Genomic DNA, 15,657 nt, shown 5'->3' on the forward strand with positions numbered 1-15,657 from the left:
GCAAAAGCCCCCGAAAATGCGCATTTTCGGGGGCTTTTGCGTCTGCTCGCGCGGCTAACTGGCCGGTGGTTCGATCGCCTTCGGCGGCGCGAACTGGTCGAGGAACTCGACGATCACCTCTGTGACCCGCTTCGGCGCCTCGAACATGGGGACGTGCCCGACGTCCTCGAGCGTGGTGACCTTGTGGTCCTTCGGAAGGTGGGTGGTGAAATGCCGGATGAATCTGGGTGCGGGAACGACCCGATCCTTTCCGCAGATCACCAGATGCGCCGGGGCGGCGGTTTCCGCGAGCTCTCGCAGGCCGTGCAGCAGCGCCGCCTTGACCAGGAGCTGGAAGTAGGCGGGGCACCGAGCGACGTCGTCGACGATCGTGCTGAGCTCGCGCTCGCTGACCCCATCCGGTGACGCGCTGATCGCGTAGGTGGCTAGCCGGCGGCTGAACGGCAGCTGCAACACCCGCGGCCCGAACAACCAAGCGAGCACAAATAGCGGCATACCCAGGATGAATTTGCCGATCACCTCGAACTTCGCCGGGCTCCATCGTGTCCATCCGCCAGCCGGGGCGATGCCGGTGACGGTGCGCGCCCGCCCACGTCGCTCCAGTTCGAAAGCGACCCAGCCGCCCAGCGAGTTGCCGACGATGTGGGCGGTGTCCCAGCCCAGTTCGTCGAGTTGCCGCTCGACGTGATCGGCCAGCACCGCAGAGGACAAAAACCAGGTGCCGGCACCCGGGCCCCCGTTGTGGCCGGCCATCGTCGGGGCGAACACCTCATAGCGGCCGGTGTCGGCCAGCTGTTGGGCAACCTTTTCCCATACCGTCTGCGACAGCAGGAACGGGTGCAGCAACAGGACCGGTTCTCCAGAGCCCAAGTGAATCGGCGGGCGTGTAGTCATGCTGCCGACACTAAATGCGGTACCGCCGGTATCGCAAGGATGGTCGGTGCCGCCCGTGGCCGAACGGATGTCAAACCTGCTGGCCATTCGGGCCAGTTGGGCCGGTCGCGCCGGCGAGGCCCAACAGCTGGCCGCTGTTGCCGCCGTTACCGCCTTGACCACCGGTCCCGACGGCCACAAAGGGCGTAGTGACGGACCCGCCGGCCCCACCGGCACCCCCGTTCCCGCCGTTACCGACCAGCTGGGCATCACCACCGTCGCCACCGACCCCGCCGTTGCCAGCCACTGCCGTAGGAGTGGCGAGGCCGAGGAGGTTCCCGCCGTTCCCGCCGTCTCCGCCGGCCCCAGCATCGCCGTATAGCAGCCCGCCGGCGCCACCGTGACCACCGTGACCCCCCGTGCCGCCCGCTGACAAAGAGGCGCCGCCACCGAACCCGCCGGTCCCGCCATTTCCACCGGCGCCGATCAGCCTGGCAGTACCACCGCCCCCGCCGGCACCACCGGTCCCACCGATAAGTCCACCGGTCCCACCGTTCCCACCGGTCCCGCCGGCGCCGGCGTTGCCGATCAGCCCGCTGATGCCACCGATCCCACCGTTCCCCCCGGCGCCTCCGGCCCCGCCGGCCCCGCCGGCCCCACCTGACCCTCCGAGTCCGCCGCTGCCGATCAGTCCGACGGCGTTGCCGCCGGCCCCACCGGCTCCGCCGGCCCCGCCGTCCGCGCTGGCAGTCGCCAATGCGGTCCCGCCGGTCCCGCCGGTCCCGCCGGTCCCGGCGTTGCCAAACACCCGCCCGCCGGTGCCGCCGTGACCGCCGTTCCCGCCGCCGCCACCGACACCACTGCCCGCGCCTCCGTCAGACGTCCCAGACCCGCCGGCGCCACCGGCCCCACCGCGCCCGCCGCTGCCGATCAGGCCGACGGCCTCCCCGCCATCCCCACCGACCCCGCCGGCTCCGCCGACGCCGGCGGAAGCGCTGGAGCCGGACCCGCCGGCCCCGCCGGTCCCACCGCCGCCAGCGTTGCCGAACACCAGCCCGCCGGTGCCGCCGTGACCTCCGTTCCCGCCGGCACCACCGGTAGCGGTATCGGTGCTTGCGATCACATTGGCGATCCCGCCCGCCCCGCCGGCCCCACCGAGCCCGCCGCTGCCGATCAGCCGCGCAGCACCGCCGTCCCCGCCCGTCCCACCGGGCCCGCCGCCGAAACCGGACCCGCCGTTCCCGCCGGTCCCACCGCCGCCAGCGTTGCCGAACATCAGTCCGCCGGTGCCGCCGGTGCCGCCGGTACCGCCGGCGCCGCCGTCAACGCCACCTAATCCGGCCCCGCCGGATCCACCGGTTCCGCCGTTCCCACCAGCGCCGAACAGTCCGACGGCGCTGCCACCGGCGCCACCGTTGCCGCCCGCAGCGCCCGCGATGCCAGCGGTGCCCCCGGCCCCACCGGCGCCACCGGTGCCCACCAGCAGCCCGCCATTGCCGCCGCGACCGCCCGGCTCGCCGGCACCGGTGCTGGAGTTGAACCCGCCTGTCCCGCCGGCGCCGCCACTACCGAACAACCCGGCGCTGCCGCCGTTGCCGCCGGCCTGGTTGGGTCCGCCCGATCCGCCGTTGCCCCCATTGCCGATCAACAGCCCGCCGTCGCCGCCGTTTTGCCCGGTCCCGGGCAGCCCGTTGGCGCCGTTGCCGATCAGCGGGCGGCCCAGCAGGGCCAGGGTGGGCGCATTGACCGCGTTCAGCAGTTCCTGCTGCACGGCCTGCAGTGGCCCGGCGTTGGCGGCCTCGGCGCTGGCATAGGATCCCGCGGCCGCGTTCAGCGCCCGCACAAACTGCGCATGAAACGTCGCCGCCCGCACGCCGAGCGCCTGATAGCCCTGGGCGTGCCCGGAAAACAGGGCGGCGATGGCCGCCGACACCTCATCGGCGGCCGCGGGCAGCACTGCGGTGGTCGGCGCCGCCCAGGCTGCATTGGCCGCGCTGATCGCCGAGCCAATTCCTGCCAATTCCGTCGCCGCCGCCGCCAGCGTCGGTGGCGATGCCAAAACGAACGACACCGTAGTCCTCCCACCGCAACAGGGTCGCCTACAGACAACGAACGCTACGCCGAGACGGCCGAGAACACTGAGGTTTCGACGAAGGTCATTGATGCCAGCGCCAGCGTGAAATGATCAGGGCATCATGAGCACCCCTACCGGATTGCGCCGGGTCTTCTCCGGCGTGCAGCCAACTTCCGACTCGCTTCATCTCGGTAACGCGTTGGGCGCGGTCTCCCACTGGGTTGGGCTGCAGGAGGACCACGACGCGTTCTTCTGCGTGGTCGACCTGCACGCGATCACCGTCACGCAGGATCCCGAGGCGCTGCGCCGCCGCACCCTGGTTACCGCCGCGCAATACCTGGCGCTGGGTATCGATCCGACCCGCGCCACCATTTTCGTGCAAAGCCACGTGCCGGCCCACACCCAGTTGGCCTGGGTGCTGGGCTGCTTCACCGGCTTCGGCCAGGCGTCGCGGATGACGCAGTTCAAAGACAAGTCGACGCGTCAGGGCAGCGAATCCACCACCGTCGGCTTGTTCACCTACCCGGTGCTGCAGGCCGCCGACGTGCTGGCCTACGACGCCGAGCTGGTGCCGGTGGGTGAGGATCAGCGGCAGCACCTGGAGCTGGCGCGCGACGTCGCGCAGCGGTTCAACAGTCGGTTCCCCGACACTTTCGTGGTGCCCGACGTGCTCATTCCCAAGGCCACCGCGAAGATCTACGACTTGCAAGACCCGACATCGAAGATGAGCAAGTCGGCCAGCACCGACGCCGGGCTGATCAGCCTGCTCGACGATCCAGCGTTGTCCGCCAAGAAGATTCGCTCGGCGGTCACCGACAGCGAGCGAGAGATCCGCTATGACCTTGACGCCAAGCCGGGCGTGTCGAACCTGTTGAGCATCCAGTCGGCGGTCACCGGAGTCGGCATCGACACCCTCGTCGACGGCTACGCCGGACGCGGCTACGGCGACCTGAAGAAGGACACCGCCGAAGCCGTCGTCGAGTACGTTAGGCCCATCAAGGCCCGGGTCGACGAGTTGACGGCCGATCCCACCGAATTGGAGGCGGTGCTTGCCACCGGCGCGCGGCGCGCCAACGATGTCGCCAGCAAAACTCTGCAGCGGGTCTACGATCGGCTCGGGTTCCTTCCGCAGCGGGGATAGGGCGTCCATGACCGAACCGGCCAAGCCAGGGATCTTGGATCGGATGCGGGCCCGGTTTCCCTGGTTGGACCATGTGGTCCGCGCCCATGCACGCTTCAGCCAGTGCAATGGCGGCTTCTTTGCGGCCGGGCTCACCTACTACACGATCTTCGCCCTATTTCCGCTGCTGATGGTCAGTTTCGCGGTGGGCGGATTCGCGTTGTCGCGTCGACCGGAGCTGCTGCAGACAATCGACGACCGAATCCGCTCCTCGGTCACCAGCGAGCTCGGACAGCAGCTGGTTGACTTGATGAATTCCGCGATCGACGCGCGGGCGTCCGTCGGCACCATCGGGCTGGCCACCGCGGCCTGGGCGGGTCTGAGCTGGATGTCGCATTTGCGAGAAGCACTGAGCCAGATGTGGGACCAGTCGCGGAACCAGTTGGGCTACGTGCGCGCCAAATTGTCCGATGCGGTCGCGATGGTGGGGACGTTCGTGGTTATTGTGGTGACGCTTGCGCTGACCGCGCTCGGCCATGCGAAACCGATGGGCGCGGTGCTGAGATGGCTTCAAATACCCGAGTTCTCGTTCTTCGACGAAATCTTTCGCGGTGTCTCACTGCTGATTTCGCTACTGGTGTCATGGCTGCTGTTCACGTGGATGATTGCCCGGCTGCCCAGGGAGCCGGCCAGCTTCGTCACCTCGGTGCGGGCCGGACTCATCGCGGCCGTCGGGTTCGAGTTGTTCAAGCAGTTGGGGTCGATCTACCTACAGGTCGTCCTGCGCAGCCCGGCCAGCGCCACGTTCGGGCCGGCGCTGGGCTTGATGGTGTTTGGGTTCATTACCGCCTACCTGATCCTGTTCGCCGCCGCCTGGGCCGCGACGGCCTCCGGCGAAGACCCCCGCGCTAAACACGTAGAACCGCCCGGCCCCGCGGTGATCAGCCCGCGGATACAGGTGAACGAGGGCCTCAGTACGCGCCAGACGTTGACCGCGGTGGCCGTGGGAGCCGTTGGGGCGTTGACGTTTTCGAGGTTGATCAACCCGCATCGGCACCACCACTAGGCTGGTACCGGCACCTGCCACTCGCCGTTGGCCATGACCGCGGTCACCTGCCAATCACGGTCCAGCACGACAAGATTGGCGTCATAGCCGGCTCGCAGTTCGCCCACCCGATCCAGCCCGAGAGCCCGCGCGGGCGTCGTCGAAGTCATCTGAACAGCGGCCAGCAGCGCCGCATCGCGGTCCACGCCCAATCCCGCCACCAACCGAAACAGCTGATCCATGGTCGCCGTGCTGCCCGCGATGCTCGACGTTCCGCGCACCCGAGCCACGCCCGACGCGACATCCACTGGCAACGTGCCAAGCCGGAACGCGCCGTCGCCGCAGCCCGCCGCGGCGGTGGCGTCGGTGACCACGGCGACCCGGTGCGGACCCGCGAATTGGATCACGGCGTGCACCACATCGGGGTGGACGTGCACGCCGTCGGCGATCAGTTCGACGGTCACCCGTGGGTCGGCTAGCAGGGCCAGCGCGGGTCCCGGCTCGCGGTGGTCCAGCGGCGGCATCGCGTTGAACAAATGGGTACCGACGCTGGCGCCCAGGGCGATGGCTCGTCGGGTCTGCTCATATGTCGCGTCCGTATGTCCAACGGCCACAACCACACCCGCGTCGAGGAAGCGCCGGATCGCCTCGTCGCTGCCGGGCAGTTCGGGAGCCAGCGTGACCATCCGGACGGCGCCGCCGGCGGCGGTAAGAACGGCGTCGATCTCCGCACAATCCGGCGCACGCATCCGGGTGTGGTCGTGTGCGCCGCAGCGCGCCGGGCTCAGCCACGGCCCCTCCAGGTGAATGCCCGCGATGACGCCGCGCCGAGTCGCGTCGGCAAGGCCACCCACGGCCGAGAGCAACTCTGCGGGTGCGGCGGTGACCACACTGGCCAGCGTGGTGGTGCTGCCGTGCCGCAGGTGAAACGCGACGGCCGCGCCGACGCCGGAAGCGTTGCCGTCGGTGAAGGACCCGCCGCCGCCCCCGTGCACGTGCATGTCGATAAACCCAGGCACCACAACGCAATCTGGCACGTCCAGATCGGCCGGCACGGGCGGCGCGCCGGCACCGCAGGCCAGAACCTGACGACCGGCGATCTGCACCCATCCGGGTCTGCAAAGCTGCCCGTTGATGATCACGGTGCCGGCATGGATGATCATCAGGCTTTCGCCTCGGCCGGCCAACGGCCGCCGTTCTCCCAAAAGTGGCGGATGTCTTCGAGCTGGCGGCCTTTGGTCTCGGGCGCATACCGGTATACCACCATGAAGGCGGTCACGGCGAACGTCCCGAACAGCGCGAAAACGCCTGCGCCGCCAAGGAAATGCAACATCGTGAGGAAGAAGCCGGCAATGAGAGCGTTGGCCGTCAGGTTCGCGGTGAGCATCACGCTCGACCCCATCGACCGCAGCCGCAGCGGAAAGCTTTCGGCGGCGTACACCCAGACCAGCGCGCCGAACCCGAAGCCGAACCCGATGATGAACAGCAGCACGCCGCCGAATCCGAACAGCAGCGCCACGCCGTGACCGAAGTCCCGGGCGAACACAAAGATCAGCACGGCATCGGCGACGATCATCAACGCGATGCCGGACAACAGGATTGGACGCCGCCCCAGCCGGTCGACCAGCAGCAGTGAGACACACACCGCCGCCAAACCCGCGACCTGCACCATCGCCGGCAGCGCCAGCAGCGCGAAATTGCCTTGGAAGCCCATGGCCGCGAATAGCCGTGGGCTGTAGTAGATGATCGCGTTGATGCCGGTGATCTGGACCAGAAAGCCGAGCGCGATCACAAACATACTGGCCCGCAAGTAGGGCCGCCGCAGCATCTCCGACAAGCCGCCGCCACCTTCTTCGGTTATCGCGCCGGCGATTTCGGCCAGCTCGGCGTCGACGGCGGTCTCGCGCTCTATGAGCATCAGCGCCCGGCGGGCATCGGCGACCCGGCCCTTGAGCAGGTACCAGCGCGCGGTGTCGGGCATGCGTAGCAACAACGGCAGCAGCAGCACCGCGGGAACCGCGGCCAGGCCCAGCATCCACCGCCACTGCTGCCAACCGGCCAGCAGGTAGCCGGTTAGATAGCCGAGGATGATGCCGCTGACCGTCGCCACCTGATAGGCGGCCACCAACGATCCGCGCACGGCGGCCGGTGCCGACTCGGCGACGTACACCGGGGCCACCACCACCGACACCCCGATGGTGATACCGAGCAGCAGCCGCGCCACCAACAGCATCGGCACCGAGACCGAGCTCGCGCCCAGCACCGCGAAAACCGCGTAGCCGGCGGTGATCAACACCATCGACTTCTTGCGCCCGACCGCGTTGGCCAGCACGCCGCCGCCAAGCGCCCCGAGGATCTGGCCGAACACCACCATCGTGGTCAGCAGCTCTTGTTGGCGCGTGGACAGGCGGAATTCCTCGGTGATGAACAGCAGCGCGCCCGCGATGCTGGACAGGTCGTAGCCGTAGATGACGCCGACGCTGGCGGCGGTGAGCCCGACCAGTAGTCCCCGCCGTGACGATCCGGTCAGCTGACCGGTACCCGGGCTTCAGCTTCAGTCATCCCGCAGAGTCTAAAGCGTGGGCCTGCGATTCATCGAGCGCGCGACCATGATCAATCCGAAAACGATGACGGTTCCGATCACGGCCACGCCCACCCGTATCGGCAGCGCGTCGGCCGACGAGATCAGGCCGGCGGCCTGGCTGGCGTTGGCCTGCCGATCGGTGGGGTTGGGCTTGGCCGGCTGCAACGACGGGTCGGGTTCGATCAGCGAACCGATCTGGGTGCCTTGGGCGGTGCTGAACCCGTAGTCCAATAGGTGCGCGGCCTGTTCCCACGGCGCGATCGGCTGGCGGGTCCCGTGCAACAGCACCGCCATCAGCCGCCGGCCGTTGTGGTTGGCCGCGCCCACGAACGTCTGCCCGGCGTCGTCGGTATAACCGGTCTTGCCGCCCATCGCGCCCGGGTAGTGGTAGAGCAGTTGGTTGTCGTTCTCCAGCTCGTAGCCCGGATGATCGCCGTGCCCCGGGAAGTCGAACGTGCGGGTGGCGACGATGTCGGCGAAGACCGGGTTCTGCCACGCATAGCGGTAGAACAGGCCGATGTCGTAGGCCGACGTGCACATCCCGGGCCCGTCCAGGCCCGACGGCGTCGCCACCCGGGTATCCCGGCCACCCAGCTTGGCGGCCAGCACATTGAGCTTCTCCAACGCGGTCTGCATACCGCCGAGTTGAACGGCCAGCGCGTGCGCGGCGTCATTGCCGGAGTGCATCAGCAGACCGTGCAGCAACTGATTGATGGTGTAGGTGCCGCCGGCGTTCACCCCGACCTTGGTGCCCTCGGCGGCCGCGTCGTCGTCGGTTCCGGCGACGGACTTGTTGAGGTTGAACGCGTTGATGGACGCCATCGCGACCAGAACCTTGATGATGCTGGCCGGGCGGTGACGGCCGTGCGGGTCGCGGGCGGCGATGACCGCGCCGCTGTCTAGATCTGCCACCAGCCAAGCCTCGGCGGAGATGTCGTTGGGCACCGACGGGGTGTCAGGGGCGGCGATGATGCCGCAGCCGCCCAACGCGTTGCCGCCGACCGGGGTAGGGGGCACCGCCAGCGGCAGCGGCGGTGCACCTGCTGCGGGAACCTCCGACGAGTCCACGGCGGGTGGGGTGGTGATCTTGTACCGGCAGTTTTCGGCGGCGCCATTCGCCTCCGCGTTGGGCTCGGCGACGACTAGCGGCGTACCCAGGGCGACCGGCCCGGCAACCACGAAAACTGCCGCGGCCAGGCAGGATGCCGCGCGGGAGAGGGGCCTTGAACAGAGCATCGTCTGTGCAGAGTAGGGGATAGGCTGCGGGTTCGCAGGTCGGCGCGCTGTGACTGATGGGACACAAGTTAATTTGACAGTGTCTGGTATTTGTATGACACTGTCAAATAGCCCATGCAAACGCTGCTGACGCTTTCGGAATTCGCCGCCGTCGCCGCCAAGGCGGTCCAGGTGTCGGGCGCCGCGCCCGAAAACCGTCAAGCCAAACCGATCCCGGCCGAACGAATGGTTCGCTACTACACGGCGCGGGGCCTGCTGCCCAGACCAGGCACTCGTGGACGCGCCCTCACCTTTGGGCGGACGCACCTGCTGTGCCTGGTCGCCATCAAACGGCTCCAAGGACAAGGCCTGTCGCTGGACGAGATCGCCGAACGCCTGGACGGGATGGCGCCGGCCGAGGTGGAGTCGCTGGCCGCTATCCCGCACAGCGCCATGCCGCCCGACCTGGGCGACCCCGACACGCCCGCTCCATCTCGTGCCGCGGGCCGGTTCTGGCGCGATCCACCGGCCTCCAACGTCCCCGCACCCGCCGTTACCAACCTTCAGGCGGTTCGGCTTTCCGACACTGTCACGTTGCTGATCGACGGCGACTCGCTCCCGGCGCTAGACAGCCTGCGCCGCGCCGCCGCGCCGCTACTGGACCTGCTCGCCAATTCCCGGAAGGACGCCCCATGAGTACTCAGTTACTTCCCCTCATCGTCACCGAACCCGCCCAGTCCGCCGGCCGGCCGACCTGCGGAGAGCTGAGTACGGCCGACGGGGTCCGGCTGCCGCTGAAGGCCCTGAGCGTCGACACCGCCATCGTCGGCATGACCGCGACGTCCACCGTCCGTCAGCGTTTCGCCAACACCGGGGACACCACCATCGAGGCCACTTATGTGTTCCCACTGCCGGCGCGTGCGGGTGTCACCGATTTCGTCGCCGACCTGGCGGGGCGACGGGTGGTTGGCGTGCTGAAGGAGCGCGGCCAGGCCCGAGCCGACTACGAGCAGGCATTGGTGCAAGGGCAGCGCGCCGCGATCATGGAGGAGGACCGCTCCGACGTGTTCTCGGTGCGCGTGGGCAACCTCGGGCCCGGCGAGGAAGCCACCATCGAGATGCGCCTGACGGGTCCGCTGTCGTTCGAGGATGGCGAGGCCACCTTCCGGTTCCCGCTCGTGGTCGCCCCGCGGTACACCACCGGAAGCCCGGTGCCCGGGGATCAGACCGGCTCCGGTTTGGCCGTCGACACTGACGCGGTGCCCGACGCGTCACGGGTGACCCCGCCCCGGCTTGAGGACGGTGACGAGCGTCCTGATGTCGAGATCGCGCTGACTCTCGACGGCGGTGGGCTGCCGGTGTCAAACCTGCGGGCGTCATTGCCCACCGCTGTTGCTGACAACGATGGATTGACCCGGTTGCGGGTCGAGCCGGGCGTCCGAGCCGACCGTGACTTCGTGCTGCGCTTTCGCGTTGACCGCCAACAACTTTCGTCGGCAGCGCTACTCGTCTCCGACGCCGAGGGTGATGAGGGCACCTGGTCGGTCACGTTGGTGCCGCCCATCGAGACGTCAACCACGCCGCGCGATGTTGTAGTGGTGCTGGACCGGTCCGGGTCGATGCACGGCTGGAAGATGATCGCCGCGCGACGAGCGGCGGGGCGGATCGTGGACATGCTCGACACCGTCGACCGATTCAGCGTCCTTGCCTTCGACGACCGGATCGACACGGCCGCGACCCTGCCCGTCGGACTCGTCGAGGCCAACGACCGAAATCGGTTCGCCGCGTCGTCGTGGCTGGGTTCGCTGGAAAGCCGCGGCGGGACCGCGATGGCCGAACCGCTGCGTAAGGCCGTCCAGATGCTAGCCGGCCCCGGTGAAGACCGGCTGGCCAGCGTGGTTCTGGTGACCGACGGCCAGATCACCGGCGAGGACCACCTGTTGACCACGCTGGCACCTCTGGTCGGGCGAACCCGGGTCTACTGCGTGGGCATCGACCGCGCCGTCAACGCGGGCTTCCTGGACCGGCTGGCGCGCCTGGGCGCCGGACGATGCGAGTTGGTGGAATCGGAGGAGCGCCTCGACGAGGTAATGGCCAGGCTGGCGCGAACCATCGGGCGCCCGGCGCTGACGGATATTCGGGTGAGCGCCGAGGGAGCCGACCTTATCGAGGGCACCGTCACGCCCAGCCGGTCGCCGGATGCCTTTGCCGGCGTGCCCTGCGTGATCTCCGGGCGCTATCGGGGCCGGGCGGATTCGGTGACATTCCGCGTCGCGGCCGACGGGCCATTCACCGCCGCACTCGCAGCCCGCTCGTCGCCGGAAGCACTTGCCGTGCAAACGATTTGGGCACGTTCGGTGGTCCGTGACCTAGAGGACGAATACGCGTCCGGTTATCCCGACGAGGAGTTGGCCGCCCGACTGGTCGACCATTCCATCCGATTCGGCGTGCTGTCCCGGTTCACCGCGTTCGTCGCCATTGACCCCGAACGGACCGAGGCTGGGCCGCTCACCGAGGTCATCCAGCCCGTCGAGATCCCCTCGGGGTGGAGCCCGGCGGTGCGCTTCGCCGCGGCCGCGCCGCTGGCGGTGGGCGGCAGGGCTGGCGCCGCCGTGCGCCCGGCCGGCGCTCAACCTGTGGTCACGCGACCCCTCAAGGAACTGCTCAAGCTGGTGCAGAAGGGGATCGGCGCTGACGAGTCAGGGCTCGCGGCGGTCTGCGCGGAGCTGGCCGTCCACCGCGACGCGGCGTCGGATCCCGCGTTGAGCGCGGCGGTCACGCAACTGTGCGACGCGCTGACCCGGTACCTGTGCAACCCGACCGAGCTGGGAGCGCAGGAAGTGCTGGCGGGGGTGGCGGACGTCAAGCGAATCCTGGCCAGCGCCAAGCGCACTCGGCGCACCAGCAAGCTGCGTTTCTGGGCCTAAACTTCGCTGAGCACGCTGCGCGGGATGGATACGATCACCACGGACCGCCAGTATTGGGCAGGTCGAATCGGTGATCACCCGCGACACCCTGGCTGCAACCACCGTGGAGCGACAAGAGTTGGCCCTGGCTGTGCTGCGGTCGCTTATGGACGACGGACTGATGGCACGCGTATATGACCTCTTCGTAGCCCGTTACGACGATCTCGGAACTTGGGCATTCGCTGTCTGGCTCAAACTCACCGAAGCGGGCAAACACACTGCTAAAGAACTCGCTAACAAGACCAGGTGGAGCCTCGCTGAGCACGCGGCGCGGGATGGCTTCGACGGTGTCGAACTCGGCCTGACCGCTGATTGGCGGCGGGGTGAGCTGGATGACCGAATCGCCGCGATCGTCTGTGCGGCAATACAATCCGCCACATCGCATGGTCATAACAGTCACATGTGTCGCTGCACCGGGAGACACCCGATCTGCCCGGCTTTGAGCGACAATTACCTGACCTGCGGTGTTGTGCCCAAGTTGGTGGTGGCGGTGCGGGTTTCGCGGTGGCGTTGACCTGCAGAAACCGCGTTGTCGCGCGTAGATGGGCAGGGAGACCATAGCCGCCGGCAGAGGCCAGTGTTGCGGATGTGACGAGAGAGCAATACGGACAGCCAGAGCAGAAAGTCGCGTCGAGTGCAGTCATGGTGCGCGCCAACACAGTTCGGAGTAGCCCGGCTCGTTACCGTCGCGTCCAGGTGCTCCTGACTGACCGGCCCACCAGGAAGACTCCAGCGGCGCGTCGCAGGTCTGGGTTTCGTGCACAATTTTCGACGCGCCACGATGCATACTCACAGGTCAGCGGGCTCCAGCCAGGCTGACGGGTGTCACGCAAGTATTGGTGAAACTTGTTGACCTCAGCTGGGGCCTGGGTGCGGTTACAAAGGCTGGCTAACTTCGCTGAGCACGCTGCGCAGGATGGCTTCGATGTTGTTGAACTCGGCCTGACCGCTGATCAACGGCGGGGCCAGCTGGATGACCGAATCGCCGCGATCGTCGGTGCGGCAGTACAGCCCGGCCTCAAACAGCGCCGAGGACACGTGGCCGAGCAGCTTGGCGCGTTCGTCGTCGGTGAAGGTCTGTTTGGTCGCCTGGTCCTTGACCAGTTCGATGCCGAAGAAAAACCCCTCGCCGCGGACATCGCCGACGATGGGCAGGTCGTACAACTTCTCCAAGGTGGCGCGCAGCGCCGGCGACAGTTGTTTGACGCGCTCGTTGAGGCCCTCGCGTTCGAAGATGTCGAGATTGGCCAGCCCGACGGCCGCCGACACCGGATGACCGCCGAACGTGTAGCCATGGCGGAACATCGTTTTGCCGTCGTTGAACGGTTCGAACACGCGGTCGCTGGCGATCATGGCGCCCAGCGGGGAGTAGCCCGACGTCAGCCCTTTGGCGCAAGTGATCATGTCGGGCACATAGCCAAAATCGGTGCAGGCGAACATGGAACCGATCCGGCCGAACGCACAGATCACCTCGTCGGAAACCAGCAGCACGTCGTACTCGTCGCAGATCTCGCGGACCCGCTCGAAATACCCTGGCGGCGGCGGATACGAGCCGCCGGCGTTTTGCACCGGCTCTAAAAACACCGCGGCGACGGTATCGGGCCCTTCGAACTCGATCGCCTCGGCAATCCGGTCGGCGGCCCACTGCCCAAAGGCCTTGATGTCGGTATCAAACGGTGCGGGCGCGCGGTAGAAGTTCGTGTTGGGCACCCGGAAGCCGCCCGGGGTCACCGGCTCGAACGGTTGCTTGAACACCGGCAGCCCGGTGATCGCGAGCGCGCCCTGGGTGGTGCCGTGGTAGGCGGTCGCGCGCGAAATGACCTTGTACTTGCCCGGTTTGCCGGTGAGCTTGAAGTACTGCTTGGCCACTTTCCAGGCGGTTTCGACGGCCTCGGTGCCGCCGGTGGTGAAGAACACCCGGTTCAGGTCGCCGGGCGCATATCGGGCCAGGCGTTCGGCGAGCTCGATCGCCGGCGGGGTGGCATATCCCCACAACGGAAAGAACCCGAGCGTGCCGGCTTGGCGGGCGGCGGCCTCGGCGAGTTCGGTCCGGCCGTGACCGACCTGCACCACGAACAGCCCGGACAGCGCGTCGAGGTAGCTCTTGCCGCGGTCGTCGAAGATGGTCACACCCTCACCGCGAGTGATGATCGGCGGCTTGATACCGGCGCCGTGCCGGGCGAAATGCAACCAAAGATTGTCGGTCATGCTGCCCGCGAGCGTAGCGCTAGTGTTGGGGGATGACCTCGACGCAGGTCGCCGAGTTCGAGGAGTTGCGGCCACATCTCATGTCGGTTGCCTACCGGCTGACCGGAACCGTCGCCGACGCCGAAGACATCGTCCAGGAAGCCTGGCTGCGCTGGGACCGCGCGGACACGGTGATCGAGGACCTGCGGGCCTGGCTGACCACCGTGGTGAGCCGGCTCGGCCTGGACCGGTTGCGGTCGGCGGCGCATCGGCGCGAGACCTATACCGGCACCTGGCTGCCCGAACCCGTGGTCACCGGTTTTGACAGTGCCGATCCGCTTTCCGCCGTGGTGGCTGCCGAGGACGCCCGGTTCGCGGCGATGGTGGTGCTAGAGCGACTCAGCCCCGATCAGCGCGTGGCGTTCGTGCTGCACGACGGGTTCGCGATGCCGTTTGCCGAAGTCGCCGAGGTGTTGGGAACCAACGAGGCCGCCGCGCGGCAGCTGGCCTCGCGGGCCCGCAAGGCGTTGAAGGAGGGAGGCGCGAAGCCACCGCCCAATTCGGATCCCAGCCACAACGAGGTGGTCGGCAAGCTGATGGCCGCCATGGCCGCCGGTGACCTGGATGCCGTGGTGTCGCTGTTGCATCCCGACGTGACCTTCACCGGCGATTCAAATGGCAAGGCGCCCACGGCGGTTCAGGTCATCCATGGCGCGGACAAAGTGGCCCGATTCATGTTTGGCCTGGCCCGCCGCTACGGTCCGTCGTTCTTTACCGTCAATCAGCTGGCACTGGTCAACGGCGAGCTGGGCGCCTACACCGAAGGCTGCCCCGGCGCCGACGGGTTTCGGGAGATGGCACCGCGGATCACCGCGATGACGGTGCGCGACGGAAAGGTTTGCGCCCTATGGGATATCGCGAACCCCGACAAGTTCACCGGCTCTCCGCTTCGAGCCATGGCACGCGGCACGCGTCACCGGAGTTGAAGCCCTGCTCGGTGATGCCCAGGGCCGAGTACATCCGGGCGCGCATGTTCTCCACGCCGATCTGGTAGGTCAGCTCGATGACGCCGGGGTCGCCGAAGCGGGCTCGCAGATCGGCGACCTGCTCATCGGTGACGGTGTGTGGGTCGGTGGTCATCGCGTCGGCGTAGGAAATGGCGGCGCGCTCGTCCTCGGTGAAGCGAGGCGATGTCGCGTAGTTGTCGATCTCCTTCAAGCGCTCGATGTCGAGGCCGTCCAGGCGTTGCAGCATGGATCCGAAGTCCACGCACCAGGAGCAGCCGATCTTGCGTGCCGTCCACAACACGGCGAGCTCACGCACGCTGATGGGCAGCGTTCGCGACGCGCGTTGCAGCAGCGTCTCGTGCACCGCGTTGGCGACTAGCAGACGGGAATGATGCGCCGCGACGGTGAACGGCTCGGGTACCTCGCCGAAACGACGCTTGGCGATCCGGTACATGATGCGGGTCAGCACGCCGGCGCGCTTTGGGGGTAGGGGCTCAATTCGGGTTTTCTGTGTCATACCAGTCAGACGAGACGGCCCGCCAAACCGTGACGGGTCTCAAGAATCGACCAAGAATCCACCAAGGCC

10 protein-coding genes and 3 pseudogenes are annotated in these 15,657 nt (G+C 67.8%); 6 read left to right on the forward strand and 7 right to left on the reverse strand.

The genetic code is table 11. The annotated features are described in order from the left end of the window. Positions 1-54 precede the first annotated feature (54 nt). Both AADZ78_RS05845 and AADZ78_RS05850 read right to left on the reverse strand, forming a co-directional pair. Positions 55-894: an alpha/beta fold hydrolase gene (locus tag AADZ78_RS05845; RefSeq protein WP_085250931.1), complete on the reverse strand. Its 840-nt coding sequence runs from the start codon at positions 892-894 to the stop codon at positions 55-57. 70 nt (positions 895-964) lie between these two features. Continuing rightward, on the reverse strand, positions 965-2,944 hold the full coding sequence (locus tag AADZ78_RS05850) for a PE family protein (protein WP_204800853.1): 1,980 nt from the start codon (positions 2,942-2,944) through the stop codon (positions 965-967). A gap of 124 nt (positions 2,945-3,068) precedes the next feature. Here AADZ78_RS05850 and trpS point away from each other — a divergent pair, with 124 nt between their 5' ends. Together trpS and yhjD are read left to right on the forward strand one after the other, a co-directional pair. After that, positions 3,069-4,088, forward strand: a complete 1,020-nt coding sequence (trpS, locus tag AADZ78_RS05855; protein WP_085251076.1) for a tryptophan--tRNA ligase — start codon at positions 3,069-3,071, stop codon at positions 4,086-4,088. A gap of 7 nt (positions 4,089-4,095) precedes the next feature. Then, positions 4,096-4,959, forward strand: a pseudogene (gene yhjD / locus AADZ78_RS05860) (inner membrane protein YhjD); the annotation flags it as partial. 170 nt (positions 4,960-5,129) lie between these two features. On the opposite strand, the gene nagA reads toward yhjD, so the two are convergent. The 3 genes from nagA to AADZ78_RS05875 are packed head-to-tail and all read right to left on the reverse strand — an operon-like array spanning position 5,130 to position 8,932. Continuing rightward, a complete protein-coding gene (nagA, locus tag AADZ78_RS05865) occupies positions 5,130-6,275 on the reverse strand; it encodes an N-acetylglucosamine-6-phosphate deacetylase (RefSeq protein ID WP_372510529.1) in 1,146 nt (381 codons plus the stop codon). Beyond that, positions 6,275-7,642: a sugar porter family MFS transporter gene (locus tag AADZ78_RS05870; RefSeq protein ID WP_085251074.1), complete on the reverse strand. Its 1,368-nt coding sequence runs from the start codon at positions 7,640-7,642 to the stop codon at positions 6,275-6,277. Before AADZ78_RS05870 ends, nagA begins: the two co-directional genes overlap by 1 nt. Positions 7,643-7,684: 42 nt before the next feature. Then, positions 7,685-8,932: a D-alanyl-D-alanine carboxypeptidase family protein gene (locus AADZ78_RS05875; RefSeq protein ID WP_085251073.1), complete on the reverse strand. Its 1,248-nt coding sequence runs from the start codon at positions 8,930-8,932 to the stop codon at positions 7,685-7,687. A gap of 114 nt (positions 8,933-9,046) precedes the next feature. Between AADZ78_RS05875 and AADZ78_RS05880 the strand changes: the two genes are divergently transcribed. From AADZ78_RS05880 to AADZ78_RS05890, 3 genes are all read left to right on the forward strand, one after another. After that, the gene (locus AADZ78_RS05880; protein WP_085251072.1) at positions 9,047-9,607 is read left to right on the forward strand and encodes a MerR family transcriptional regulator; all 561 of its coding nucleotides are present in this window, start codon (positions 9,047-9,049) and stop codon (positions 9,605-9,607) included. Next, a complete protein-coding gene (locus AADZ78_RS05885; RefSeq protein ID WP_085251071.1) occupies positions 9,604-11,838 on the forward strand; it encodes a VIT domain-containing protein in 2,235 nt (744 codons plus the stop codon). The genes AADZ78_RS05880 and AADZ78_RS05885 overlap by 4 nt, the downstream gene beginning before the upstream one ends. A gap of 70 nt (positions 11,839-11,908) precedes the next feature. Further along, on the forward strand, positions 11,909-12,391 hold the full coding sequence (locus AADZ78_RS05890) for a hypothetical protein (protein WP_169726326.1): 483 nt from the start codon (positions 11,909-11,911) through the stop codon (positions 12,389-12,391). Between the two features lie 362 nt (positions 12,392-12,753). Here the strand turns inward: AADZ78_RS05890 and AADZ78_RS05895 are convergent. Continuing rightward, positions 12,754-14,085: pseudogene (locus AADZ78_RS05895) on the reverse strand (aspartate aminotransferase family protein); the annotation flags it as partial. A gap of 32 nt (positions 14,086-14,117) precedes the next feature. Here AADZ78_RS05895 and AADZ78_RS05900 point away from each other — a divergent pair. Beyond that, positions 14,118-15,050, forward strand: coding sequence for a sigma-70 family RNA polymerase sigma factor (locus AADZ78_RS05900; RefSeq protein WP_085251068.1), 933 nt, complete (start codon positions 14,118-14,120; stop codon positions 15,048-15,050). Here AADZ78_RS05900 and AADZ78_RS05905 read toward each other — a convergent pair. Beyond that, positions 14,998-15,621 (reverse strand): annotated as a pseudogene (locus AADZ78_RS05905) (carboxymuconolactone decarboxylase family protein); the annotation flags it as partial. The gene AADZ78_RS05900 and the pseudogene AADZ78_RS05905 sit on opposite strands and share 53 nt — an antisense overlap. Positions 15,622-15,657: the final 36 nt, after the last annotated feature.

The sequence above is a fragment of the Mycobacterium riyadhense genome, assembly GCF_963853645.1.
GTDB classification, from domain to species: Bacteria; Actinomycetota; Actinomycetes; order Mycobacteriales; family Mycobacteriaceae; genus Mycobacterium; species Mycobacterium riyadhense.